At 34.9% G+C, this 23,119-nt stretch carries 21 protein-coding genes and 2 pseudogenes; 14 read left to right on the forward strand and 9 right to left on the reverse strand.

Annotated features, from left to right (window positions below; translation table 11 throughout):
• Positions 1 to 394 precede the first annotated feature (394 nt).
• A pseudogene (locus NSS71_RS24930) lies at positions 395 to 944 on the reverse strand (substrate-binding domain-containing protein); the annotation flags it as partial.
• Between NSS71_RS24930 and NSS71_RS24935 the strand changes: the two are divergent.
• The 10 genes and pseudogenes from NSS71_RS24935 to NSS71_RS24980 form a co-directional block, all read left to right on the forward strand.
• A pseudogene (locus tag NSS71_RS24935) lies at positions 936 to 1,165 on the forward strand (hypothetical protein); the annotation flags it as partial. The pseudogenes NSS71_RS24930 and NSS71_RS24935 overlap by 9 nt on opposite strands.
• A 99-nt stretch (positions 1,166 to 1,264) precedes the next feature.
• Positions 1,265 to 1,627: a hypothetical protein gene (locus NSS71_RS24940; protein ID WP_341152139.1), complete on the forward strand. Its 363-nt coding sequence runs from the start codon at positions 1,265 to 1,267 to the stop codon at positions 1,625 to 1,627.
• 793 nt (positions 1,628 to 2,420) lie between these two features.
• Complete coding sequence (locus NSS71_RS24945) at positions 2,421 to 3,425, forward strand: DUF3231 family protein (RefSeq protein WP_144581063.1); 1,005 nt, start codon at positions 2,421 to 2,423, stop codon at positions 3,423 to 3,425.
• 401 nt (positions 3,426 to 3,826) lie between these two features.
• Positions 3,827 to 4,774 (forward strand): helix-turn-helix transcriptional regulator, encoded by a 948-nt coding sequence (locus NSS71_RS24950; protein WP_095320212.1) that lies wholly within the window; start codon positions 3,827 to 3,829, stop codon positions 4,772 to 4,774.
• 67 nt (positions 4,775 to 4,841) lie between these two features.
• Complete coding sequence (locus NSS71_RS24955) at positions 4,842 to 5,381, forward strand: DinB family protein (RefSeq protein ID WP_061797662.1); 540 nt, start codon at positions 4,842 to 4,844, stop codon at positions 5,379 to 5,381.
• Positions 5,382 to 5,392: 11 nt separating this feature from the next.
• On the forward strand, positions 5,393 to 5,569 hold the full coding sequence (locus tag NSS71_RS24960) for a hypothetical protein (RefSeq protein WP_235850110.1): 177 nt from the start codon (positions 5,393 to 5,395) through the stop codon (positions 5,567 to 5,569).
• 213 nt (positions 5,570 to 5,782) lie between these two features.
• Entirely contained in the window at positions 5,783 to 6,166 is a 384-nt protein-coding gene (locus NSS71_RS24965) for a VOC family protein (protein WP_061797659.1), read from the forward strand.
• 233 nt (positions 6,167 to 6,399) lie between these two features.
• Positions 6,400 to 6,975, forward strand: coding sequence for a hypothetical protein (locus NSS71_RS24970; RefSeq protein WP_369989489.1), 576 nt, complete (start codon positions 6,400 to 6,402; stop codon positions 6,973 to 6,975).
• Between the two features lie 177 nt (positions 6,976 to 7,152).
• Positions 7,153 to 7,542 (forward strand): tautomerase family protein, encoded by a 390-nt coding sequence (locus NSS71_RS24975; RefSeq protein WP_095320220.1) that lies wholly within the window; start codon positions 7,153 to 7,155, stop codon positions 7,540 to 7,542.
• Between the two features lie 221 nt (positions 7,543 to 7,763).
• Positions 7,764 to 8,144 (forward strand): DUF4279 domain-containing protein, encoded by a 381-nt coding sequence (locus NSS71_RS24980; RefSeq protein ID WP_341152140.1) that lies wholly within the window; start codon positions 7,764 to 7,766, stop codon positions 8,142 to 8,144.
• A gap of 624 nt (positions 8,145 to 8,768) precedes the next feature.
• On the opposite strand, the gene NSS71_RS24985 is transcribed toward NSS71_RS24980, so the two are convergent.
• From NSS71_RS24985 to corA, 5 genes are all read right to left on the reverse strand, one after another.
• Positions 8,769 to 9,749, reverse strand: coding sequence for an ABC transporter permease (locus NSS71_RS24985; protein WP_061797640.1), 981 nt, complete (start codon positions 9,747 to 9,749; stop codon positions 8,769 to 8,771).
• Positions 9,742 to 10,656, reverse strand: a complete 915-nt coding sequence (locus NSS71_RS24990; protein ID WP_095321602.1) for an ABC transporter ATP-binding protein — start codon at positions 10,654 to 10,656, stop codon at positions 9,742 to 9,744. Before NSS71_RS24990 ends, NSS71_RS24985 begins: the two co-directional genes overlap by 8 nt.
• Positions 10,649 to 11,443, reverse strand: a complete 795-nt coding sequence (locus NSS71_RS24995) for an SGNH/GDSL hydrolase family protein (protein WP_144581061.1) — start codon at positions 11,441 to 11,443, stop codon at positions 10,649 to 10,651. The genes NSS71_RS24990 and NSS71_RS24995 overlap by 8 nt, the downstream gene beginning before the upstream one ends.
• A 196-nt stretch (positions 11,444 to 11,639) precedes the next feature.
• Complete coding sequence (locus NSS71_RS25000; RefSeq protein WP_369989488.1) at positions 11,640 to 12,485, reverse strand: YitT family protein; 846 nt, start codon at positions 12,483 to 12,485, stop codon at positions 11,640 to 11,642.
• A gap of 175 nt (positions 12,486 to 12,660) precedes the next feature.
• Positions 12,661 to 13,608 (reverse strand): magnesium/cobalt transporter CorA, encoded by a 948-nt coding sequence (gene corA / locus NSS71_RS25005; RefSeq protein ID WP_061797628.1) that lies wholly within the window; start codon positions 13,606 to 13,608, stop codon positions 12,661 to 12,663.
• 232 nt (positions 13,609 to 13,840) lie between these two features.
• Here corA and NSS71_RS25010 point away from each other — a divergent pair, with 232 nt between their 5' ends.
• Positions 13,841 to 14,539 (forward strand): response regulator transcription factor, encoded by a 699-nt coding sequence (locus tag NSS71_RS25010; protein ID WP_061797625.1) that lies wholly within the window; start codon positions 13,841 to 13,843, stop codon positions 14,537 to 14,539.
• A gap of 267 nt (positions 14,540 to 14,806) precedes the next feature.
• Here NSS71_RS25010 and NSS71_RS25015 read toward each other — a convergent pair whose 3' ends face one another.
• From NSS71_RS25015 to NSS71_RS25025, 3 genes are all read right to left on the reverse strand, one after another.
• Positions 14,807 to 16,183: a hemolysin family protein gene (locus NSS71_RS25015; protein WP_095321604.1), complete on the reverse strand. Its 1,377-nt coding sequence runs from the start codon at positions 16,181 to 16,183 to the stop codon at positions 14,807 to 14,809.
• Between the two features lie 497 nt (positions 16,184 to 16,680).
• Complete coding sequence (locus tag NSS71_RS25020; protein WP_235850416.1) at positions 16,681 to 18,018, reverse strand: hemolysin family protein; 1,338 nt, start codon at positions 18,016 to 18,018, stop codon at positions 16,681 to 16,683.
• Positions 18,019 to 18,316: 298 nt separating this feature from the next.
• Entirely contained in the window at positions 18,317 to 18,865 is a 549-nt protein-coding gene (locus tag NSS71_RS25025; protein ID WP_061797621.1) for a GNAT family N-acetyltransferase, read from the reverse strand.
• 311 nt (positions 18,866 to 19,176) lie between these two features.
• On the opposite strand from NSS71_RS25025, the gene NSS71_RS25030 reads away from it, so the two are divergent.
• The 3 genes from NSS71_RS25030 to NSS71_RS25040 all read left to right on the forward strand — a co-directional run bounded on the left by NSS71_RS25030 (position 19,177) and on the right by NSS71_RS25040 (position 22,946).
• Complete coding sequence (locus tag NSS71_RS25030; protein ID WP_161798423.1) at positions 19,177 to 20,475, forward strand: methyl-accepting chemotaxis protein; 1,299 nt, start codon at positions 19,177 to 19,179, stop codon at positions 20,473 to 20,475.
• 237 nt (positions 20,476 to 20,712) lie between these two features.
• Positions 20,713 to 21,165 carry a helix-turn-helix transcriptional regulator gene (locus NSS71_RS25035; RefSeq protein ID WP_047943022.1) on the forward strand — a complete coding sequence of 151 codons (453 nt, stop codon included), beginning with the start codon at positions 20,713 to 20,715 and terminating at the stop codon, positions 21,163 to 21,165.
• Positions 21,166 to 21,656: 491 nt separating this feature from the next.
• Positions 21,657 to 22,946, forward strand: coding sequence for an MFS transporter (locus NSS71_RS25040; RefSeq protein ID WP_095321607.1), 1,290 nt, complete (start codon positions 21,657 to 21,659; stop codon positions 22,944 to 22,946).
• Positions 22,947 to 23,119: the final 173 nt, after the last annotated feature.

A 23,119-nucleotide genomic window follows, 5' to 3' on the forward strand; every position in this document is an offset into this window, starting at 1 on the left:
TAAAGGTTCTATCGAAAATTGAACAGTTCTGCTCAATTACTGAGGCATTTAATGTGGACATTGGGTTTATAGAATTAAAGGAAAGTTATTACCAAAAGAATTAGAGGAGAAATATGGACAAATGCTGGATAAAACAACCAATTACCTTATTAGAAGTTCTTCTAAATGATTATGACCAACCTTAAGCTTATTTAAATCTTATGTTACCAGTTAAGAGATAAAGAGTTAAATCATAGTATAGGAGAACATGAATACATCTATTTAAAATCATGGGGGTGAAGGGAGGAGAATAAGTGAAACTTCTATTTTATGAATCAGGATAAGGTAAGGCATCTAGTTAATAAACCAAGATGCCTTTTTTTGGCAGAAAGAATTTTTTATAAGAATCAAGCGCTCATATGCTCTTATTAATAGCCTTTATAGCTAATACTTCTTTTGCTGCTTCTATGAAAGATAATATAATAGGTGAAAGCCATTTGTCTTTATGCCATAACATTTGGGTATAAACATGTAAGTCTGGATTTTGCTATGGAAGAGCAATAAAGTCACCCCGTTCAACTTCAGCTTCGACTGTTATTTCAGGAGGAAGGCAATACCAATTCCTGTAATGGCACATTGTTTAATCGCTTCAGCGTTTTGAAATTCTAAATAAGTAACAGTATCAATACCTTTTTTCTCAAAAGACTGATCAAACATAGTTCGATAGATACACCCTTTTTCATTAACCAGAAATACTTCTCCGTGAAAATCTTCTTCCGGCAGGACAGTATTTTTGCAAGAGGATAATCACGTGCTGCAAAAAATCGAAAGGTTTCTTCTATTAAAAGCTCTACTTCAAGCCCTGTGGAAAGAATGGGTTCGTCGAGCATAAAAACTATATCTGCAGTTCCATCAAAGAGCGTTTGTTTAAGCTCTAGATTTGAAACGTAACGGAAGAGGAGACGCTCAAAAGTATTAAAGCGCTTACGTTAGTTATGCCAGGACGCACAGAACTTTTCTGTACTTCTGCAGATAACGCATACGAGGCAAAGCTTATACCTATTCTGAATTTTATCCTATTAATTCCGTCTGGGGACATTTTGCGGGGCGTGGAATAAATAAAGCTAATAATAAATTTATTGATGATAACTTAAAATGTTTGTTGGCACAAAGTAAAAAGGAATAAGTTTTCTATATGATTCTTTGTTAAAATATATGGCTAGGAATTGTTTATCGTTTTTTCTGCAAAATAGATTACCAATGAAAAGACAAAGGAGGTTTGCAGATGAGAAATATTAGCCAAGAAATTCAAGATTTGTCCATTAAATCCTTGGAATCAACTTTAAACAAACTTTCAAACGCCTATAATACTATGACAGAAAAAGGTGCAAATACAACCATTGTTAAAAAGAGACGAAATTCCATAAAGATAGGATTGGAGAGCCTCAAAGACGCATGGGGTAGGGGAGATTTTCTCTATGATAAAGAGAATATTTTGGCGTCTAAAGATATTTTACAGGGGATTATGCCATCAATAGAAAAACAGATAGCAAAAGCGAAGGAAGGTAGTTCCCAAGAAACATTAAATAAGCGTCGCTTCGCTGCAATTAAACTAGCAATCGAATCCTTGGAGAACCGTCTAAAATAAATCGATTTTTTATTTTTGATTAAAAATACTTTTGTTATTGTGCTAACGGGTGCTTTCCTGAAAGAAGGAAAGCACTTTTTTATGGTTCCAGAGAGCTTAATCGAGGTAATAAAAAAAACTTCTCCTGGTAGGATAAAGTTACTGTTCCCACCCATTTATCTCATTTTATTGGTATCGTTTATCATGTGAACAGTTTTGGCTTTATCTGCACTATTCATTCTGAAATAGTTCTTTTATGTATATCCTTATAATTAAATTTGATCAAAAATACTCGATAAATTCATATTTTAAGGGGAAAGAAAAGATAAACTTTAATTACCCAAAGCCAGTTCATTTTATAAAGACGGATAGTAATCAAGAAAATGTTGAACAAATTATGCATTTAATTTGTTCGTCGTATCCATATAGCGGGTGGGATTCCTGCCAAGAAAGAACGAGCCATTCGCTTGTAGCGAATCTGGGAGGATTAAAGTACTTTAGTCTTTAAACATAGAAAGTTAGGAGGGGGTCGAAAGCCATAATTTTGAAGGGATGAATCTCCATAACCATTTGTAAACTGAGAGGGCTGTTGCCTTTACATGCGGAAGAAAGAAACGGCCTTTAAATCAATAGTTATACTGTTATTATTCAGCTTATTTACATGATTAATACTTATTATTTGAAAGGGTTTGAAAGAAGTGTATAGTTGGGCGGAGCAGGAATAATGTTAGGGCAACTCGATTTCACGGTATATATACCTTTGTACTGAGCATACTTAAATTAGAAAAAATATTATTGTAAAAGGAGATTTTCAATGGAGCCAAGACATTCAGTAGGCTTATCATCAACTGAAATTGCAGGTTTGTGGGGAACTTATATATCCGATAGTTTATCCATCTGTCTTACAAAGCATTTCTTACATCATTCGAACTATACAGATGTTAACCCTCTAATTCAACTAACTTTAGATATATCTAATAAACATATAGAAGAAATAGAAAGTATATTTAAAAGTGAAGGTTTTCCTATTCCAAAGGGATTTTCAGATGATGATCTTGACCTCACAGCACCACCTTTGTTTTTTGATTTATTTTCAGTAAGCTATATCTATGGAATGAGTCGGATAGGTTTAATGAACTATAGTATTCAGCTTTCTAATGTTGCAAGAGAAGATATTAGAACTTTTTTCTCTAATTGTTTGACTTCTTCATTAGACCTTTATAATAAATCAGTTGATCTGATGCTATCTAAAGGAATATATGATAGACCAACAATGATTCCATATCCTGATTCAGCCGAGTTTGTTACTAAAGAAGGCCTATTATCTAAATTTATTGAACCAAAACGACCACTAAATGTACTTGAAATTTCTGAAATGTTTTTTAACATTGAAAGGAACTATTTTGGTTTAATCTTACTCACAGCTTTTATTCAAGTTGTAAAAGATAAAGAGATAAAAAATTATTTAATTAAAGGAAAAGAGTTAGCTAAAAAACAAATACGCTTTCTGAATGATGCCTTAATTAAAGATGATTTACTTGGCACTATCATGATTAATACCGAAGTTTCAACCTCTACTATATCTCCATTTTCGGAAAGGTTAATTATGAACCTTGTAACCACGCTTAATACGCAAGGGTTGACCTATATTGGGCATGCATTATCTATCACATCACGAATTGACCTGTCTACTGAATATTTGAAATTAATTCCTGAAATTTTGAAGTTTGGAAAGGATGGGGCTGATATTTTAATGGACAGGGGATGGATGGAGGAACCACCACATGCCCCAAATAGAAAAGAATTAGGGGGATATTAAAACCAGGAGCGTTGTTGATCTCAGTTCAACAACGCTTTTGTTAATGTAAGCTGCATCATTTTTCCTTATTGGACTAACGGGGCATTTAGTACAAAACTTTTTATGATATTATAAGAAATAAATCTGCAAATTGAGGATAGAGATGATTAATTCTGCTGAAGAATATTTGTTAGATTAAGAATTGGTGAACATGGATGGAAACCAGAGAGTTGCTATGGGGAATTTTAGTTGGATAGCGAAATTTAGAATCGTTACGAGGCAACAAATCGAAGCATTTAGCGCGTATACATTGCAAAGTGGATCCTTTTTTAGAAATCTGCATGCTGCTATTCAACTATTGGGCGGGAACTTTGATTGAATTAATAGATTTTTGAAAGATAAACTGTGGAGGACAGCAAAAAATGAACAAAACCGAGCGGCAGCTTGCAATCACGCTTGAATTACAGCGAAGCAAAACGCTGAGGGCAGAAGATTTAGCTTCTCAATTTGAGACAAGTGTGCGTACGATATATAGGGACATTCAAGCACTAAGTGAGGCTGGGGTTCCGATTTTAGGCGCTCCTGGTCTGGGTTATTCCTTAATGGAAGGATATTTTCTGCCCCCGGTTAGTTTTACAGCAGAAGAGGCAGTATCTCTGCTCATGGGAGCTGATTTTATTGAACAAAGGTTGGATACTGATTACGGTATTTATGCTAAGACTGCTAAAAGAAAAATCGAGGCTACTTTATCGGAATCAGTTCGCAACCAGTCAACACTTGTTCGGGAAACCATGCGACTGCTTCATGTAGGTGAACCATCAACTGAAGATAGGGTAAGAACTTATCTTAATCAAGTTCGTGACGCAATATTGAAACAATGCAAAATCAGTTTTGTGTATATCAAAAATATGCCAGGAAATGATGGGAAGCGGAAAAATAAGCGTAAGGTTTCTCCATATGGATTAACACTAGTCCATGGAAATTGGATATTAATCGCACACTGTGATTTGAGACAAGATATACGTCATTTTCGCTTGTCACGGATGACCGAACTTTCTGTGTTGGAGGAACGATTTCTTTTACCAAATAATTTTGACCTAAGCAGCTATCGGCCACCTGACAATCGAGATGAAAAAATCTTAATTAGGGCAATCCCAGAAATCGCCGACAAGATTATAGAGGCAGTTAATTTTTATATTGATACCATTGAAGAGCGGGAGAAGGAGGTTATCTTTCAATTTCGTGTTCGATATCCGGAGGAAATATTGCATTTTTTACTTGGCTTTGGCGGAGATATTGAGGTGATTGAACCGAAATCTTTGCGTCACAAGGTTCGAGAAGTAGCGAGAAAAATTTTAGAACACTACTGACATACACCTGTCAGTAGTGTTTTTTTATACTATGAATATATCAAAATGATGAGGAGTTGCTAGAAGGATGAGTAGTACAAAGGAAGTTTTGAAGTCATTTGAAATTACAGTAGAAAGATATTTGGCAGAACTAAAAAAATTTAATATGGAGAAATTAAATAGAAAGTTGAACGAGGATGATTGGTCCATTGGACAGATGTATGTACATTTAATTCAATCAGCTTTTATTCATCTGCATAATGCCGAGCAATGTTTAGATGGCAGCGAATCGACATTGAATCCAGCGATGGAAAAAACGGAGCAGGGGAAGGCAGTGTTTAAAATAGAACAATTTCCTGCCGTTCGTATTAAGGTCCCTGCTTCGCCGAATTATACTCCGCAACCACCTGAGAGCATGGAGTACCTGGTAGATGGGCTTCATAGGGTTGTAGAACGGATGAGGAATATGGAGTCAATCTTACATCAATCGGTCGTAAGTAATAAGATGCTTCATCCGGCATTTGGTGCATTAAACGCACAGGAGTGGTTTTTGTTGATTGTAATGCATTACAGACATCATTTCTTACAACTAGATCGGTTGAAAACGAGTTTAGCATTTGAGGAGTAGGGGATTGAGTCATGGCGGATCTAACAAGTCAGAATAGCAGATATTGGATTGGTGTTGAATCCGCCTCTTATAAAAATTTAGCCATAGAAGGTGGGTTTGCAAAGCTGTGTCACGGTATGGCAGCCAATCACTTTTGCGTCAAATGTCTGCAGGTGATTGGCTGCTATATTACATTTATTGATATCTAATGTAAGAAGCAGAGTAAAAGAAGGAATTTACAAGTGTACACTAACTGCAAATGAATATTTTTTATGTAACTATAGGTTCAGGTTTATTGTAGAGAGAACCATTGTTTCTCCCAAAAATTGAGCTGACTTTATTATTCGCTCTTAATAGTATAATATAAATAGTTAATGAGACTAGAGCAACATACATTTCAATATCAAAGGAGGCAAAGAAATATGAAAATCATTGTTACCAGTATATTCGTACAAGATCAAGACAAGGCACTTGAGTTTTATTCAGAAACCTTGGGCTTTGTAAAAAAGCATGACGTTCCAGCAGGAGAATATAGGTGGATAACGCTTGTTTCTCCCGAAGACAAAGAAGGTACCGAGCTTTTGCTCGAACCTAATAACCATCCAGCAGCTAAAGAGTATCAAAAGAAACTGTTTACCGAAGGCATCCCGGTAACAATGTTTGGCGTGGCAGATATTCGTAAAGAGTATGAACGATTATTGGAAAACGGCGTGAAGTTTACAATGGAGCCGAAAAAAATGGGCGAAGTAACAATAGCTGTTTTCGACGATACATGCGGCAACCTTATTCAGATAATGCAGGAGTAACTTTATGATAGAATATATTATCCAATAATGTGTTTTTTCTAAACAATTTAACAACAACTTTATGACCCCTGTCTTAATTTTAGGACAGGGGTATCGCATTTTTTATTGAGGGAGGTTAGTTAAACAAGAAGATAAGGTATCATTGAGTTATATAAATCAATAAAGGAAGTGTACAAGTGTTTTATTTTTCAAAAAAGAAGAAAATACGAGGTTGGAAAAGACATAAAAGAAAAATCGAAAGATGGAAGCAAAATGCAATGAATTTAGATATGGACTACTTAAGGAATTATCAAAGACAATACGAAAAATTATGGATTAATCCTTTTTATAAATTAGAACGAAGAAATCCTCCTAATTGGTATAAAAGCCTTTTACTTGATGCAATGATCGAAGTTTACCTAGAGTGGCATCAAAAAATGAAAAAAGAAGATGAAGACTTTTATTTGAAACTCTGGCTTTATGACCCTCATTTTATTAATTCACAAATTGTTGTCGCATATAGAAATTGTCTTGATTTTTATGATGAAACCTTCAAAAGAAGGCAAGAAAATAAGGGGTTTCCATTTGATAAATTTCATTCTTTGAGAGACAAGTTAGAACAATTTGAATGGGATTTGCATATAGAGAGTGATTATTACGATGAAAATGACTTAAATGAATGGTTAGAAGAAGGGGCTTTAACCGAAAAAGAAGTATCAAGGATTAAGGGAAAAGCCTATGATGCCGTAAGAATTAAAGATGAAGATGGGAGTTTCCTGCAATATAGTCTCGACAAGGGTGATGTTTGGATAGGGACTTTAAAGAGATAAGATAATACACTAGTTCTTTAGCTAACTGTTGCATTGATTCAAGAAGGATGAATGCACTTTTATCTATTAAGGTATTAAAGGAGCAGGATAGTTGAAGAAGGACTTTTATAAAGTTTATTGAATATCTTTTAATTAAGTCAGATGAGTTTAGAGTAGATAAGGAAGGATGAATCGAGAATGGCACAAATTAGAGTGTTTGGTCTCAAAGAAAGTTTAAACCCAATTAAAAAACAATTATCTGAGGTAATACATTCTTGTGTTATGGATGCATTTCAGTATCCATCAGAAAAGAGGTTTCATCGCTTCTTTCCTATGGATAAAGATGATTTTTTATTTGCGGACGGAAGAACAGAGGATTATACCATAATTGAAATAAGTATATTTGAAGGTAGGACAATAGAAAGTAAGAAGAAGTTGATTAATTTACTGTTCAAACGAATTAAAAACGAGTTAAACATAACCTCTCAGGATGTGGAAATCACCATATATGAAACCCCTAAACATAATTGGGGAATTAGGGGATTACCAGGTGATGAACTTACACTAAATTATAAAGTTAATATTTGAAAATAAGGTGGTCAGCTGATTGCTCAACGAACGAGTGCTGAGCACAAAAAGATTCGCTGCGGCGTTCCTTTTTTGTTATGGGGCTAACGGGGAAGGATAGTTCAATAATGAATTGCATAATCATTTTATGGAAAATCGGACTCAATGGGGGATTTTCACTTGGATAAAACTCAGGTTAAGGTTTATTTTAGTTTATACGGAGATAACTTTCCAATTACAATGTGACTGAGATACTGGGAAATAAACCAACTAAATCCTATAAAAAGGGTGAAGTCATAGCAAAAAAATATAATCCAAATGTTGTTTCAACTAAAGTCCAATTTCGAAAAGAAACCGCTTGGAAATTCGGTACGGACTATCAAGAATCCTATGATGTAAAAGAACAACTGGACCAGATTATAGGACCATTAAAAAATAAAGCAACTATTATTAATCAGTTAAAATCCAAGTATAATCTGGAATGTAATTTCTCAATATTAATAATTATGGAAAATGGGGAAACGCCAGGTTTACAACTTGATAATGAACAAATTGAATTCGCAAATAGTATTAGAGCTGAATTTGATATTGATTTGTATGTTAACCCTTACAAGGGCATTTGAATAATCCCTTATTGAAGTAATGGTGGATTAATTAAAGAAGGGATTAACGCTATTTATAGGGGAGTTGGAATTGTATGAACCTTTTTAAATTTTTTGTTTATCAAGTCGTTTTTTCTATGATTGGTATAGCAAATAATTATTTTTTTAAGGACTTTATTTATGAACAGTTCCATATCAATAATAAATTAATTGTTTCACTGATAAAGACACCTATTGATTTGATAATAATTTATTTCGTCTTTAAGTTATATTTCTTATTAAAAATTAAGTTGAGATATAAGATTTTAATTCATATAGGTGCTTTTATTGTTGGGTTTTTAATTTTAGGGCTAATACTTAATCAAATTGTTATTTAAAATCTAATGGTCAAGGAATGAGTTCTTATTCAACTAAACCAGCTAGGAGAACAGTTTAGTTGTCGGGATCAAGTCCCACGGGTGCGTCCGTTCTTCCCCGGCTACTATCAATCTATAAATTGAATAAAAAATAGTCAACCAGAATTCTCTGGCTGACCTTATAATACGAAAGGGTGCGTTACTCAAACAAGCTGAAAGTATATAAGCAAAAACGGAACTTCTCCCAAAATGGGAAGTTCCGTTTTTATGCGTATAACAACATTAAACTTTAGTAAACATCCCTTCTCGTAAAGACAAGGAAGGAGATAATAATCCCTGCTAATCCCCAAATAGATAGTACCATCAGGGAAAATGGCAGAGACATGCCTTCTATTGGCGGTATATTCCCTTGGAGATAATCTGTTAGACGCAAGTTTACCATGAAAAAGTATTTGGCTGATTCCCATGAAGAAGCGATCGAACTAATGATAGTACCAGAAATCAAGAATGCGAGCATAGCGCCCATTCCTGCAGCTGTACTTTTAATAAGGACAGAGAACATAAAGGAAAGTGTCCCTACGACAACAGACACAAACCAGCCGAGTCCAAAAATCATGAGAATGTATTGCCATTGCGGGACTAAATGGACATTGGCAGTATTTAATTCACCAGCCTCCACGGTAAATCCAGTTAGCATTGGTGCGGTCCACCCTGTATATCCAAAGAATAATCCGGAAATAAGATAAGAAAATAGCCCGAACATAAGTAAGATAAAGGAGACCGAGAGAATAAGCGTAATATATTTGCTTAAAAGAATTTTCCAACGCCGTACCGGTCTTGTCAGCAGCAGCTTAATGGTTCCTAAACTTTTTTCTGAAGAAACCATATCAGCTGAAATAATCATTACCATTAACGGTAGAAGCAGCTGAATGGAATTATCGAGAAACACGCGCAAAAAGGTGGGAGCACCTGGATCTTGCGGGTTGATGTTATGATCGAGATAATACTGACTTTGGTCGATGCGAACTTTTAACTGGGAGCGGAATTCTTCGGAAATCCCACTTGAACCGATTCTGTTTTGCATATCGACAATTGATTGCTGCAGGGTGACACGCCAGTCTGTATCGCCAATTCTTTTTTTGACGTTTTCCATTTCACGATGCTGTGCGTAGGTGAACATCGTGATCATTATTCCGATAATAATCGTTACAACCAATAATCGCTTACTTTTCACAAGCTTTAGCATTTCATTATAGATGAGTTTATTCACCGGCAGAATCACCTCCTGTCAGCTCTAAGAATAGATGCTCAAGAGAAGGGATTTGCCGATTCATTTCTTTTATATCGACATTGGCTTCCATCAATGAACGGCTCCACATAGAAACTTCTTCTTCTATGTAGGGGGTAATCACCATTTCTTCCTGGACTGTGACAGATGGAGCAAGTTTATTCAAGATTTCTATTCCCTTTTCTAACGGGGTAAATCGCCAAATTAATTTTTCCTTTTGCGTCAGTAAAGTATGTACTGATTCAGTATGGATAATTTTTCCGTCTAAAATAATGGATACACGATCACATAAGAGCTGAATCTCACTTAATAAATGGCTGGATACTAATACACTTAGACCTTCTTCTTTTGCCAGAAAACGAATGAACTGCCTCATTTCTCTTATACCAGAAGGGTCTAATCCATTGGTTGGTTCATCTAGTATCAAAACTTTCGGCCTGCTTAATAATGCCTGTCCAATTCCAAGACGCTGGCGCATTCCTAGGGAATATGTTTTAACTTTGTCATGAATGCGTTCCGTTAATCCTACTAATTCCACAACTTCTGTTATTCGCTTATCATCTGCATTTGTCAACATTCGGGCAAAGTATTTTAAGTTTTCCCATCCGGTCAAATAAGGATAAAGCTCTGGATTTTCCACAATACAGCCTAAGCGCTCCATTGCTTTGGCAAAATCTTTTTTGACATCATAGCCGCAAATGGATATTTGACCAGAGGTAGGTTTGATTAATCCAACAAGCATCCGGATGGTTGTTGTTTTCCCAGCACCATTTGGTCCAAGAAAACCAAATACTTCTCCGCTTTTTAATTCAAAGCTAATGTCTTTAATAATAGCCCGCTTTCCGATTTTTTTCGTTAAATGCGAAACTGATAACGTAATGTCACTCATTGTCATTTACCTCCCAGGAAATAAGGGATGCTACCCGTTCAGCCATCAGCTGATAGCCCTTTTTATTTGGATGGAAATGGTCAGAATATAAATATTGCTGAACATTCTGCTGAAAAATATCATAGGTTGGAACAAAAATAGTTTGCGGATAATTAGCACATATTTCAGCAGTCGCATTATTCCAAGTGCGGACTACCTGGGAAGTTAAAGCACTATTGTCTAAATCATTAAAAGGATTATATAAGCCCATTAAATAGATGGGGGTGTCTTTATTAATGGATCGAATCGATGTAAGTACCGCCTGCAATTGTTTGGAATAAGCTTTCATTAATTTGTTTATAGAATCTTCATTGAGTTCAGATAAGGATTCTCCCCCTTGAAAAAGATCGTTCCCGCCAATTGTTATAAAGAGAAGATCAGCATGAGTTATTTGTCTTTGTACTTCGTCTTCTTTTACTTGTTCGGCCAATTTATCGGTCGTTAATCCTTTGATCCCATAGTTGGTAATAGTGATATCTTCCTCTGTTTTTTCTTCTAGAGCATCAGAAAGATAACCAACATAACCCTTCCCAGTATCATCGCCGGTTCCACGGGTAAGGGAATCACCTAGAGCTAAAAGGCGTATGCCATCTTTCTCCATTTCTTTTATTTTCTCTTCACTAGCTATTTTGGCGCTTCTTTCAGGCTGAATGTTATAGTCGATTAATACCCAGCCTAAGCCAATTAGCCAAAGTAAACAAACAAAGCTTGAGCCGATTATAATCGATAATGTTATGTTTTTCCGCAAATCATAACCTCCTATCAAATGAAATTTTTCACAAAAAAGAAGAGAAATAAACCTAGGAATAGTTTTGATTTTCTATTTTCCTGACTAAGTATAGAGTTATTTGGAAGGTTCCAAAGTGCCCATAGAAGGAAGATTGCGTAGAAAGAGGGAGCCTAAAAAATGTTTAGCTTTTTAGGCAATAACAAAGAGAAAAATATTAATGAATATCTTTTTTCTTAAACCTGCCTCCGCGAACTTCCGAGATGTTGGCAACGGCAAGAAAGGCAGCAGGGTCCAACTCTTCAATAATTGTTTTAAGTTTTGCTTCTTCGAGACGGTTAATCACACAGAAAATGACTTTTTTCGTGTCACCAGTATAGGCACCTTCCCCCTTTAGATATGTAACGCCGCGCCCAAGCCTTGCTAATATCGTTTCTCCGATGATTTCTGAATGATCGCTAATAATCCAGACTGATTTTGATTCATCCAGACCAGCTATAACAATATCAATGACCTTAAAAGCAATAAAATAGGCAATTAGTGAATACATTGCTCGATTCCACGAGAAAACAAATCCAGCACTAATAAAGATGAAGACGTTAAAAAACATAATGATTTCGCCAACAGAAAAGGGGCTTTTTTTACTGAAAAGGAGAGCTAATACCTCTGTTCCATCAAGGGAGCCGCCGAAACGGAGGACAATTCCCACGCCAATGCCGAGGATAATACCGCCAAATACCGTTGCGAGAAGTAAATCAGATGTAAATACAGGTACATCGTGTAATAAAATTGTAGTAAGAGAAAGGACTGTGATACCTAGCATAGTGGAAAGAGTAAAGGTCTTGCCAATTTGCTTGTAGCCGATATAGAAGAAGGGAATATTAAGTAAAAAGATAAAATAGCCTAATTTCGCGCCAGATAAATGGGAGAGAATGATAGAAATTCCGACAATTCCTCCATCTAGTATTTTATTAGGAACAAGAAACTCCTCAATGCCTATTCCCATTAAAATACTGCCGATAATAATGAAAATTATTCTCTTTGCTAAAACTCTTTTCGGCATAATCTTATGCTGTGGTTTTTCTAGGATAGCCTCTGTTTGAAAATTTGATGACTCCATCGTTAATCCCCCCAAATTCTATGTAATAATCCTATATGGTGAAAATAGTGATAATTCTATTTTATCATAATAGTTTTGAAATATAGCTAATCAATGCTCTGCATTTAATAACAGAATATTATTTAAACCATCCTTTTCTTTTGAACAATATAAACATGCCCACTCCTATGCTGGCCATAACAAATAATAGAAGGAAGTATCCATATTGCCAGTGCAGCTCCGGCATATTTAAAAAGTTCATCCCATATAAGCCTGCTAAGAAACTTAGTGGCATAAAAATAGTTGTAATAACAGTAAGGATTTGCATAATTCGATTGGAATGATGAGAATTATAGGATAGATAACTATCCCTTATGTCTGTTGTTAATTCACGATTGGATTCAATTAATTCACTGATTTTTAATAAATGGTCATAGATATCAGAATAATATTCTCTTTTCATTAAGAGAGCAGCCAGTTTTTCCGTATTAATCATTTGATGTAATAAATCTTTCATTGGGACGACTGTATGTCGCAAGGAAAGCAGCTGGTGCCTAGTAGAAAATAATTCATCCAGCAATGCTTCCATCGTTTTATTAGTAGGATTCTCATCGATTTCTGCGAGAGAATCCTCAATTTCATAGACAATAGGAAAATAATTATCTACAAGGTGATCGAGTAGCTGATAAAGAACCGTGTATTGTGTCCATGCTGCAGTTTCCTCTTTTAGTAACATTTCTTTTACGGCATTGACTTCCACAGAGGCATGATGATGGAAAGTAACGATAAAATTTTTCCCCAAAAAAATATTAAGCTCGTCCTTCTTCACTGTTTTAGGATTTAAACAATGAGTGACAAAAAAGGTATAGGTTTCAAAATAATCAATTTTAGGCCTTTGTAAATTATGAAGACAATCTTCAATAGATAAGGGGTGAAAATTAAAAGGATGATGTAATTTTTCAATTTCTTCATCGATTGGCTGATCAAAGTCAACCCAAAACCATTCATAATCACCTGCAACTAGCTCTTCAACGGAAAGATTAGTGAGTAGCTGCTTCTCTTTATTTATAGCGAGAGAATGAATCATATCAATAACTCCTTTATAGGTGGTGTTATTAACTAGGATAGTTCATTTTATTAGTTTACTACAATTAAAAAACTTTTTATGCAGAAATATTGGATGAATCGTTTAGAGTTTTGGTTGTTTCAAATAAAGACACTATTTTTCTTCCTTTTCACTAGCTGGAAATGAAACTTGCACATTACATCTGCTATAATAAGTAGCAAAGAAGGAATGCTAGAAAATAGGAAGTGTTAGGATGAAAATACTTGTAATCGAAGATAATGAGAGTGTTTGCTCCATGCTGGAAATGTTTTTCTTAAAAGAAGGATATGAAGGGAATTTTATTCACAATGGAAAAGAAGCTTTAGACTTTTTCCTAGAAAATCAAAACTGGGATATTATCATTATTGATTGGATGCTGCCAGGAATGGAAGGCGTTACGATTTGCCGTAAGATTAGAGAAGTTAGTTCTGTTCCGATTATTATGCTTACTGCAAAAGACAGCGAATCAGATCAAGTGCTTGGCCTGGAGATGGGGGCAGATGATTACGTAACAAAACCATTCAGCCCGTTGACATTGATGGCAAGAATTAAAGCGGTAACGAGAAGATACCAAAAAGAAACAACGAACCAGGTTGAAGACAAGTTTCTTACAACAGAGCATTTTAAAATAAGCAAGGAAACAAGAGAAGTCATCTATAATAATAAAGTAATGACTAATTTAACACCGAAAGAATTTGATCTACTCTATTATTTAATCAGTAATCCAAAACAAGTTTTCACAAGGGAACAGCTATTAGATCGAGTGTGGGGCTATCAGTTCTATGGGGATGAGAGAACGGTAGATGTCCATATCAAACGGTTAAGAAATAAGATTGGCACAAAGGAACAACCTTTTATTCATACTATTTGGGGTGTAGGTTATAAATTTGATGAGTCAATGGTGAATGACTAAAGAAGAGAAAATTTATTTCCATTCTGCTTCAATCAGCTACGGCCATTGAATGAAATCTCTTAGAAGGAGAACATAGCCTTAACGAGCACCCTATCGAAAGCGAAGTGTATTCAGGCTGCGGTGATCACCACAAACCTTCGTTCTTAAATTTAATTAACCCCCGAACAATTATACGAGTATTTTTTAGTGTGTACGTATAATTGTTCGGGGGTATATTTGATTGAAATACTTATGTCCCACCCTCTATTTAAGTTGGTATTAAATGTTTTAGGACACAATCTCAGCCTCAGATGAAGGAGAGGGAATGGATTGCTGCACCGTAATATGCTTTGTTTGCTGTACCGGAACATTGGATAATTTTTTTACTTCGACGTATTTAATATGATGGTCTTCCATTTCCACAATTTTAAAAGCGTAAGATTTGAACATAACTGTGTCTCCTTCTGACGCTTCGTAATTAGAAGTGAGAATCCAGCCGCCTAATGTATCGATGACTTCATCGTTTATGTCTATTTGCAGTAAAGCATTTACTTCATTTATTAACACCTTAGCATCCAAGATATAATGATTTTCCTTTATAATGCGTACAGTAGGGACCTCTTCCTGATCAAATTCATCCCATATATCGCCAACAATTTCCTCAATAATATCTTCTACTGTAACTAATCCAGATGTTCCACCATATTCATCCATTAAGATGGCCATATGAATACGATCTTTTTGCATTTTTAACAATAGATCTTGAATAGGATAGGTTTCAATTACACGGATGACAGGCCTTATATATGGCTTTAATGTTTTAGTCGTTAGATCTCTTGATTTAAGTAACTCTGTCATGATTTCTTTTACATTAATCATGCCGATAATATGATCTTTATCCCCATCTGTAATTGGATATCGAGTAAATTGCTCTTTTTGGATAAGGTTAAGCAACTCCTCTAATGTACTTGATTGTTCAAGAGAAGCAATTTCTGTTCGTGGTACCATAATTTCTTTAGCTATTCGATCATCAAAATCAAAAATATTATTTACATATTTAAACTCCGATTGGTTGATTTCACCATTTTTATAACTTTCAGAGACAATAATACGAAGTTCTTCTTCTGTATGTGCTAACTCATGCTCAGAAGCAGCCTTTATTCCAAACATTCTTGTAATAATTCTAGAAGAGCCATTCAAAGTCCATATAAAGGGATAAAGCAGTTTATAAAATAGGATTAATGGTTTTGCTGCCCATAAAGTAATTTGTTCTGCCTTATGAATGGCGAATGTTTTGGGAGCAAGTTCACCAACTACTACATGTAAAAAAGTAATGAAGGCGAATGCTAAAGAGAAGGATAAGACGGTTATTGCTGTATCAGGAACATGGATAATTTGTAGTAATGGTGCTAAAACGTGCTGAACTGTTTCTTCGCCAATCCAACCAATACCGAGCGCTGTAACAGTTATCCCTAATTGGCAGGCAGATAAGTATTCATCGAGATTGCTAGTAACCTTTTTGGCAGAAAGGGCATTTTTATGACCTTCCTCTATAAGCTGATTAATCCTTGAACTACGAACTCTAATAATAGCAAACTCTGAAGCTACAAAAAAAGCAGTCAAAGCAATTAAAATGGCTATTATAACCAAGTTAAATATGTCCAAATAAATTTCCTTATCTCGTTTACCGAGTAAGGAGTCACCTCCTGATTAATTCAGATTGAAATGAGCGAAATCTCTATCGAGTACAATCTAGTAATAAAGTTCTTTATTTTCTACACATAATCACAGTTTTTCCAGCCATGAGGATGCACCAGTGATGTATATTTTATAAAAAAATTACATTTATAAAGCAGGTTCGATGCGGAAGCTAGTATAATAAACGTTTGTATGAAAGAAGCTGTATGAAGTTTCTTTATTTAGATAAACAATCCCATTATACCACCTCGCAATTGTTTAGTTTTACTAATTATTATACGGTAAGCCAAACTATCCAGTCAAACTTGATAACGATTACTTTTTTAATTTTCTGTCTATAAAATAAATATATGAGAAAAGAGAAATTTCATGTTAATTGTCTTATATCCAAGATATGAAAGAAGAGGGAACAAAAATAGTACGATGAACCGTTCTTACACATAAAACGGCTCATCGTACAAAATTTATTTATTTTCTGCTAAGGGTGCAGGTATTTTTTGAACATCAAAGCTAAAAATATGCTGTCGAATCATTTTATCAATCTTGAATAAGTAGCCATTATATTCGATTGTTTCCCCTTTTTTTAAATTCGGATTTTGATATAAAATCCATCCACCAAGTGTATGAATATCTTCTCGATCGATTGATAGCGATAAAACCTCGTTTACCTCTGTCAGGGGAAGCTTGGAATCAAGAATATAGTGATGATCATTAATTTTTTGAATAAGAGGCGTTTCCTCTTCGTCAAATTCATCTCTAATCTCGCCAACGATTTCTTCTAAGATATCTTCCGCGGAAATTAGACCAGCTGTTCCACCGAATTCATCATGAAGAATGGCAATAGACGTTCTTTCCTTCTGCATCTTTAAGAAAACAGCTTGAATTGGAGTTGTTTCGATTATATGAATAATCGGTTGTGCATACTCCAATAATGATTTATTTTCATAACCTTCATTTTTTAACCAGTCCGTTAGTAATTGTTTAATATGGATAAAGCCAATAATGCTGTCTTTATCATCATTTTTGGTAAGTGGATACCTCGTATAGCGTTCTTTTTGAATGATATTTATTGCTTCATCAATGGATAAATGGTCTGATAAAGTAACCATTTCTGTTCTTGGAATCATAATTTCATTTGCTAGCCGGTTATCAAAAGCAAAAATACGATTAACATAGTTGTATTCAGATAAACTAATTTCCCCATTATTATAACTTTCCTTTAGTACAATCTGCAGTTCTTCTTCTGACAAGGCGTCACTATTGGTTGTAGGATTGGTAATTCCCCATAACTTCGCTACTTGTCTAGATGATTTGTTGAGAATCCATATAAAAGGATACATAATGTTATAAAACCAGATTAATGGTTTACTCACTAATAAAGAGACCTTCTCTGTAAGGATAATAGCAACAGACTTCGGAAAGAGCTCTCCAATCACTACATTAATATATGTAATAATAGAAAAAGATAAAACAAAGGCTAAACCTTGTGATAGAGCAGCTGGTACAGCCAACTCATTCATTAAAGGCTGAATCAATTTTAAAATAGTAGGTTGTCCCAACCATCCTAATCCTAAAGACGTAATAGTAATTCCTAATTGGCAAGCCGAAAGATAAGCATCAATATTTTCAATGATTTTTTTTACAGTACGCGCATTTTTGTGGCCTTCCTCTGCAAGTTGCTCAATTCTTGCAGGTCGCACACGAACAATAGAAAATTCTGTTGCTACAAAAAAAGCAGAAAAAGCAGTTAGTATGACAATTAATAGTAGTTGCATTCCAATCATTATTTCGTTCATCACCATTCTTTTGTTCTCAAGGCAGTATTAGTTTACAATCTTTTTGTATCCTAAAACTTCTATTTTCTTATATTATACCTTTTCTTACATAAAATAAAATCGTGGAAGATAAAGAGAGGAAGAGGATTCAAGCGATTCTTTGTTATTATTCCACTCTTAACGGGCAATAAAACGGCTAAAATAGAAAATGTGTGTTAGCGAAATTTGCCCGTAAAGTAGTTAAGTGCATAAACCTCCAGTAAGATGAGAAATACGTCCTGCAGATAAAAAATTCTTTCTTCTCGTGTACATGTGGAATAGAAATCTAATATTTGGCTGCCCATTCTCTGGCCAGCATGCTATAGGAATATAGGTCATGGAAATGGTCATAAAGAAATTCGCCATCTCTGATAATTCCTTCTTTTTTAAAGGAAAGTTTCTCAGGAATTGCTTGGCTTTTGCTATTTTTTACCCCACATTGTATTTCGATTCTGTTTAGCTTTAAATAGTAAAACGCATAATTTAAGATAGCAACAACACATTTTGTCATAATGCCATGCCCTTGTGCATCTTCAGCTAAAAAATAGCCGATGCTAGCTTTGCGGCTTGCCCAATCAATTTGTTGTAATGTAACCATTCCTACTAATCTGCTATTAAAAAAAATACCTGCATTTAGTTCTGTTTGCTCTGTGAAAAGTTGATTCCATATGGGAATGATTGTTTGATATTGATAAGGAGAAGTTATTTGATCCACCCATGGAAGCCATTTTCTTAAATACTTCCTATTTTTATTCACTAATTGAAATAGTTCATGAGAGTCCGTCCGCTCTAATAAACGTAATTTAATCTGTTGATCTACAAATATATTAAACAACATCAGTCATCCTTTCTAATTTTCTAAGAAGGAGATATCGTTGTATTTTATGCTTAGAAAAAAATTTGGCTCGTAAACTTTCCGATTCTTACGTGAATGAAAAAAAAATTAGGCATTTCTCCTATTTTTATTTCTGTAAAAAAATTTATAAAAGAATTACAAATAAAGGCTAAAAAATGGGTAAAAATTACCGATATTAAAGACATAGAGAGAGAACAAAGTTATTATATGTGAAAGCGTTTTAAGGATATTTAAAGGTGTTGCTAGGAAATGGCTCCTTATTATGGACGGCGGAAGAGAGGATGTTACGAATGAAAAAGAAAGATAATTTTAAAGGGAAATCGCTTATTGGGTTTAATGTGCTTCTCCTTATTACTACTTGTATTAGTGCTTTTAGCGGGTTTTTTATTGCTAAAAACGAAAATTTGCAAGGCTTGTTATCCTTCACTTATAGCGATTATTTAATCATAGTAGCTTCAGTAATTATTCTTACTATATTAAGCGCACTGGTTTTTAATGTGCTAATGAAGGGGAAATTAAAAGCCATATCCCGTCTTAATGACAAGGTACATAGGTTGGCACATGGTGATTTATCTGTTGAATTCAATGATAAATCGAAAGATGAAATTGGCCAGCTGAATCGTTCTATTAGCGAATTGCAAGAAAAGTTTGCCTTCCTTGTTTCAAGCTTGAAAAATGTAAATGAAACTGGAATAAGTCAAGCTAGTGATGTATCTGTAATTGCTGAAGAAACATTGGCTAGTGCCGAAGAAATTGGTAGAGCAATGGCTGAAATTGCTGAGGGAGCTGTTAGCCAGGCTTCCGAATTAGAAGAAGTGAAAAGAGAGATAGATAGCTTAACCAATTCCATCGATAATATGGAAGGGAAAAATCAAATCATTAAGAAAGCAACTGAAAATGCTCAAGAAGCATCACATAATGGACAAAAGACTATTAATACTTTAAAAATTTGTAATGAAAATGCTAGCAAATCAACGAATGAAGTAAGTATTGGAATTAGTGGCTTATATCAAAAAGTCTTAGATATCTCTAAAATTACTTCTACAATTAATAGAATAGCAGAACAAACAAACCTGCTTGCTTTAAATGCAAGCATTGAAGCTGCTAGAGCCGGTGAGCATGGAAAAGGCTTCTCAGTTGTTGCCAATGAAGTTCGTAATTTAGCAGAAGAGACAAATTCGGCTACTAAACAGATTCAAGATATGATTCAAAATATCGAGAAAGAAATGGAAAGCACGGTTATGTCCATTTATGAAACAACTAATCAAACCGCTGAATTAGATACTGCCGTAAAGGATACAGAAAAAGAATTTACAGCAATTGCTAGGGCTGTAGTAAATAGTATTGAGGCAGTGAAAGAAATGACAGTAGAGCTAAACCGAGTTGTAGAGCAAAATAATCATATTTCTAGCTCTATTGCAAAAGTATCAGAAGTATCAGAGTCAGTTGCAGCGGCAGTGGAACAAATTGCTTCTAGTACAGATGAACAAACTTCTGCTATTGGAAATGTGGCAAAAACAGCAGAAATAATGAAGAGCAGTAACGAGGAATTAAAGGATTCGCTAACACAATACAATCTAGCAAAATAATAAATAGGAAAGCCTTGTTTTCATGGAGAACATAGGCTTTTTTTATTTTTATTTCGCTTCTGCCATTACTAGTTCCTTTTTTAGGAAGTAAAGCAAATATTTAGTCAAATAAAGTTGGAGAATAAAAATAAATTTTAAATAACAAATAGTTTTAAATTGAAATTTGTCTAAAGGAAGCTTATAATATAGTAAATATGGTGTAAAATTACACATAACTAATAAGGGAATGAAGAAACTTTGACTAGAGAAGAAATTATTGAGAGTGTATCAGAAAAGATGAGATTAATACGCACAGAAGCGGGATATACCCAAGATAAGATGGCAGAGGTTATTGGCTTGTCAAAAAAGACGTTAGTGCAAATTGAGAAAGGTAGGCTATATGCTGGCTGGTCTACTGTAGTAGCGGTTTGCGCACTCTTTAGAGAAACTGAAACAGTTCGCTTCTTATTTGGTAATGAACCTTTAGAGGTGTTGGAGACCGTTGCTCGTGATGGAATGGATTACCGAAAAGAGAAAACATTGGGCGGAAAAGTATGGTGGAGAGAAGTAGAAAAAAAGAACGGATTTATTCTGCAGCAGAATATCATTAGTCAGCATTTTCGTATTATTGACGAAGATCATTTCCGGATTTTTTCTAGCTTTGACGAAAAAGAATCAAAGGATCGTTTTAATGAACTTTTAGGCGAATAAGCACCGTGAAATAAGATATAGGCTGTTTTTAAATTAATCTTGAATGACTGACCAATTCAAGATTAATTTAGGGACAGCCTATTTGTTTTGGAGAAAAGGTATATGTCCGTGCAAGTTTTGCTTGCTACTTGCTAAGGGGACAGAAGCGTTCTTTGAGCCCGAGAGGAAGAGAAGTCAAGGGAAAAGGGAAAAGAGAAAAGAGAAAAGAGGACGGGTCACTGTACCGAAAGAAAGCAGAACAAAGAAAGAAGAGAACAGTGAGAGCAAAGAGCCTCCCATCCTGCTGATATAGTTAATAAGTAACAACAGAGCAATCTCTATTTTTCATCGGAAGAGAACCCTCACTTCCTTACTGAAATGGAGGGGCATCAGCCTTTATAATGGAATTTCTTTCCGTCTGTAGACCGACGAAGAAACCATCAGATGAATGTTCTTATTCCAAAGGAAGAAAGCTAAAATGAACTCATCAACTAAAGGATGAGGGATAATAGATGAAGAAATTTGCAGAAATATTCAAAAATACGAGCTTTACTAGACTCTTTATTGCCAATGTCACTTCCCAAATGGGCAGTGTTATTGGTTTAACGGCTTTTATGTTTTATATTCTCGATCGTTTTTCTGAGCAGCCTGCTTATGCAACAGTGACTGAATTAATGTTTTCTTTGCCAACTTTAGCCGTGTTTTTTTTAGTCGGAGTTGTAGCAGATCGGATGGACCGCCAAAAGATTGCCTATTATTGTGAGATGATTGCAGCTGTATTGTCACTATTTGTGTTGGGGGCAGTTCTTATTGGCTGGATGCCACTTATTTTTATGATGTTGTTTTTAAGAAGTGCCGTTCAAAAATTCTTTTTCCCAGCGGAACAAGGTATTCTGCAAGGCGTATTAAAAAAAGATGATTTTACAACCGCAGCAGGATTAAATCAATTAGTGAATAGTATCTTTATGTTATTTGGTAATGCGATTGGAATATTTGTTTATTGGACACTAGGCATTTATGGCGCAATCTTAGTGGATGTAGCAACCTTAACTATTAGCGGATTGCTTATTAAATCAATGAAGCTGGATGAAACTGTTCGAAAGCCTAATGGCAGTCATACTTTAAAGGAATTAAATATTCGCTTTATATGGAGTGACTTTATGATTGGCTTAAAATATATATTGACCAATAAGTTATTGATGGCATTAATATATGGATTTATTGCCTTTGGAGTGGTCAATGGTGGATTTAGCGTCATGCAGGTCTTTATTTTGAAATATAAACTAGCACCTGATAATTACGAACAAGTATCGATTTATTTTGGAATTGTCTTTGGAGCAGGGGTTATGATTGGAAGTTTCCTTTCCTCTCTTCTTGCACAGACGGTTAAATTGTATAAGTTGATTATCACTGGCGCATTTTATATTGCCATAATGACTATTTTGGCATCTTATTCACCGAATATCTTAGTCTTCTTAACCATCTGTTTCTTCTTAGCACTGGGGCTTCCGCTGATTAATATTGCAATAGGAGGCTGGATGCCGACGATTATTGAGCCGAAGATGATGGGAAGAGTTCAAGGGTGGATAACCCCGTTAATGATGCTGTCACAGTCTATTACATTAGGACTTATCTCTATTGGTTATCCTAAATGGTTTTCTATTGAAATAATATACTGGTTTGTCGGTGCTTGCTTTCTTTTAGTCGGTTTTTATTACAGCCTAGTATTACCTAAATTAGCAAAAGAAAAGGAGGCAAAAGACGCAATAGCTGGAAAAGAAGAAGTTCAATTAAATTATTAAAAATCTTTAATTTTCGGAATAATGGCAATTGACATTATAAAATCTACATGTTAATCTCAATTATATTGGAAAATAAATGTAGAGAAAGGAGGAGTTACCGATGAGAAGACTAAATAGACATGATGTATTTATAACTTCATATGTCGGTAACCTTCTGCTTTCTTTTCGATCAT

Source organism: Niallia sp. FSL W8-0951 (assembly GCF_038006525.1).
GTDB classification, from domain to species: Bacteria; Bacillota; Bacilli; order Bacillales; family Cytobacillaceae; genus Niallia; species Niallia circulans.

Coding starts and splice junctions, on each gene's coding strand:
- NSS71_RS24940 (WP_341152139.1), top strand. CDS start 1,265: ATGAGAAATATTAGCCAAGAAATTCAAGATTTGTCCATTAAATCCTTG.
- NSS71_RS24945 (WP_144581063.1), top strand. CDS start 2,421: ATGGAGCCAAGACATTCAGTAGGCTTATCATCAACTGAAATTGCAGGT.
- NSS71_RS24950 (WP_095320212.1), top strand. CDS start 3,827: ATGAACAAAACCGAGCGGCAGCTTGCAATCACGCTTGAATTACAGCGA.
- NSS71_RS24955 (WP_061797662.1), top strand. CDS start 4,842: ATGAGTAGTACAAAGGAAGTTTTGAAGTCATTTGAAATTACAGTAGAA.
- NSS71_RS24960 (WP_235850110.1), top strand. CDS start 5,393: ATGGCGGATCTAACAAGTCAGAATAGCAGATATTGGATTGGTGTTGAA.
- NSS71_RS24965 (WP_061797659.1), top strand. CDS start 5,783: ATGAAAATCATTGTTACCAGTATATTCGTACAAGATCAAGACAAGGCA.
- NSS71_RS24975 (WP_095320220.1), top strand. CDS start 7,153: ATGGCACAAATTAGAGTGTTTGGTCTCAAAGAAAGTTTAAACCCAATT.
- NSS71_RS24990 (WP_095321602.1), bottom strand. CDS start 10,656: ATGAGTGACATTACGTTATCAGTTTCGCATTTAACGAAAAAAATCGGA.
- NSS71_RS25000 (WP_369989488.1), bottom strand. CDS start 12,485: ATGCCGAAAAGAGTTTTAGCAAAGAGAATAATTTTCATTATTATCGGC.
- corA (WP_061797628.1), bottom strand. CDS start 13,608: ATGATTCATTCTCTCGCTATAAATAAAGAGAAGCAGCTACTCACTAAT.
- NSS71_RS25010 (WP_061797625.1), top strand. CDS start 13,841: ATGAAAATACTTGTAATCGAAGATAATGAGAGTGTTTGCTCCATGCTG.
- NSS71_RS25020 (WP_235850416.1), bottom strand. CDS start 18,018: ATGGTGATGAACGAAATAATGATTGGAATGCAACTACTATTAATTGTC.
- NSS71_RS25030 (WP_161798423.1), top strand. CDS start 19,177: ATGAAAAAGAAAGATAATTTTAAAGGGAAATCGCTTATTGGGTTTAAT.
- NSS71_RS25040 (WP_095321607.1), top strand. CDS start 21,657: ATGAAGAAATTTGCAGAAATATTCAAAAATACGAGCTTTACTAGACTC.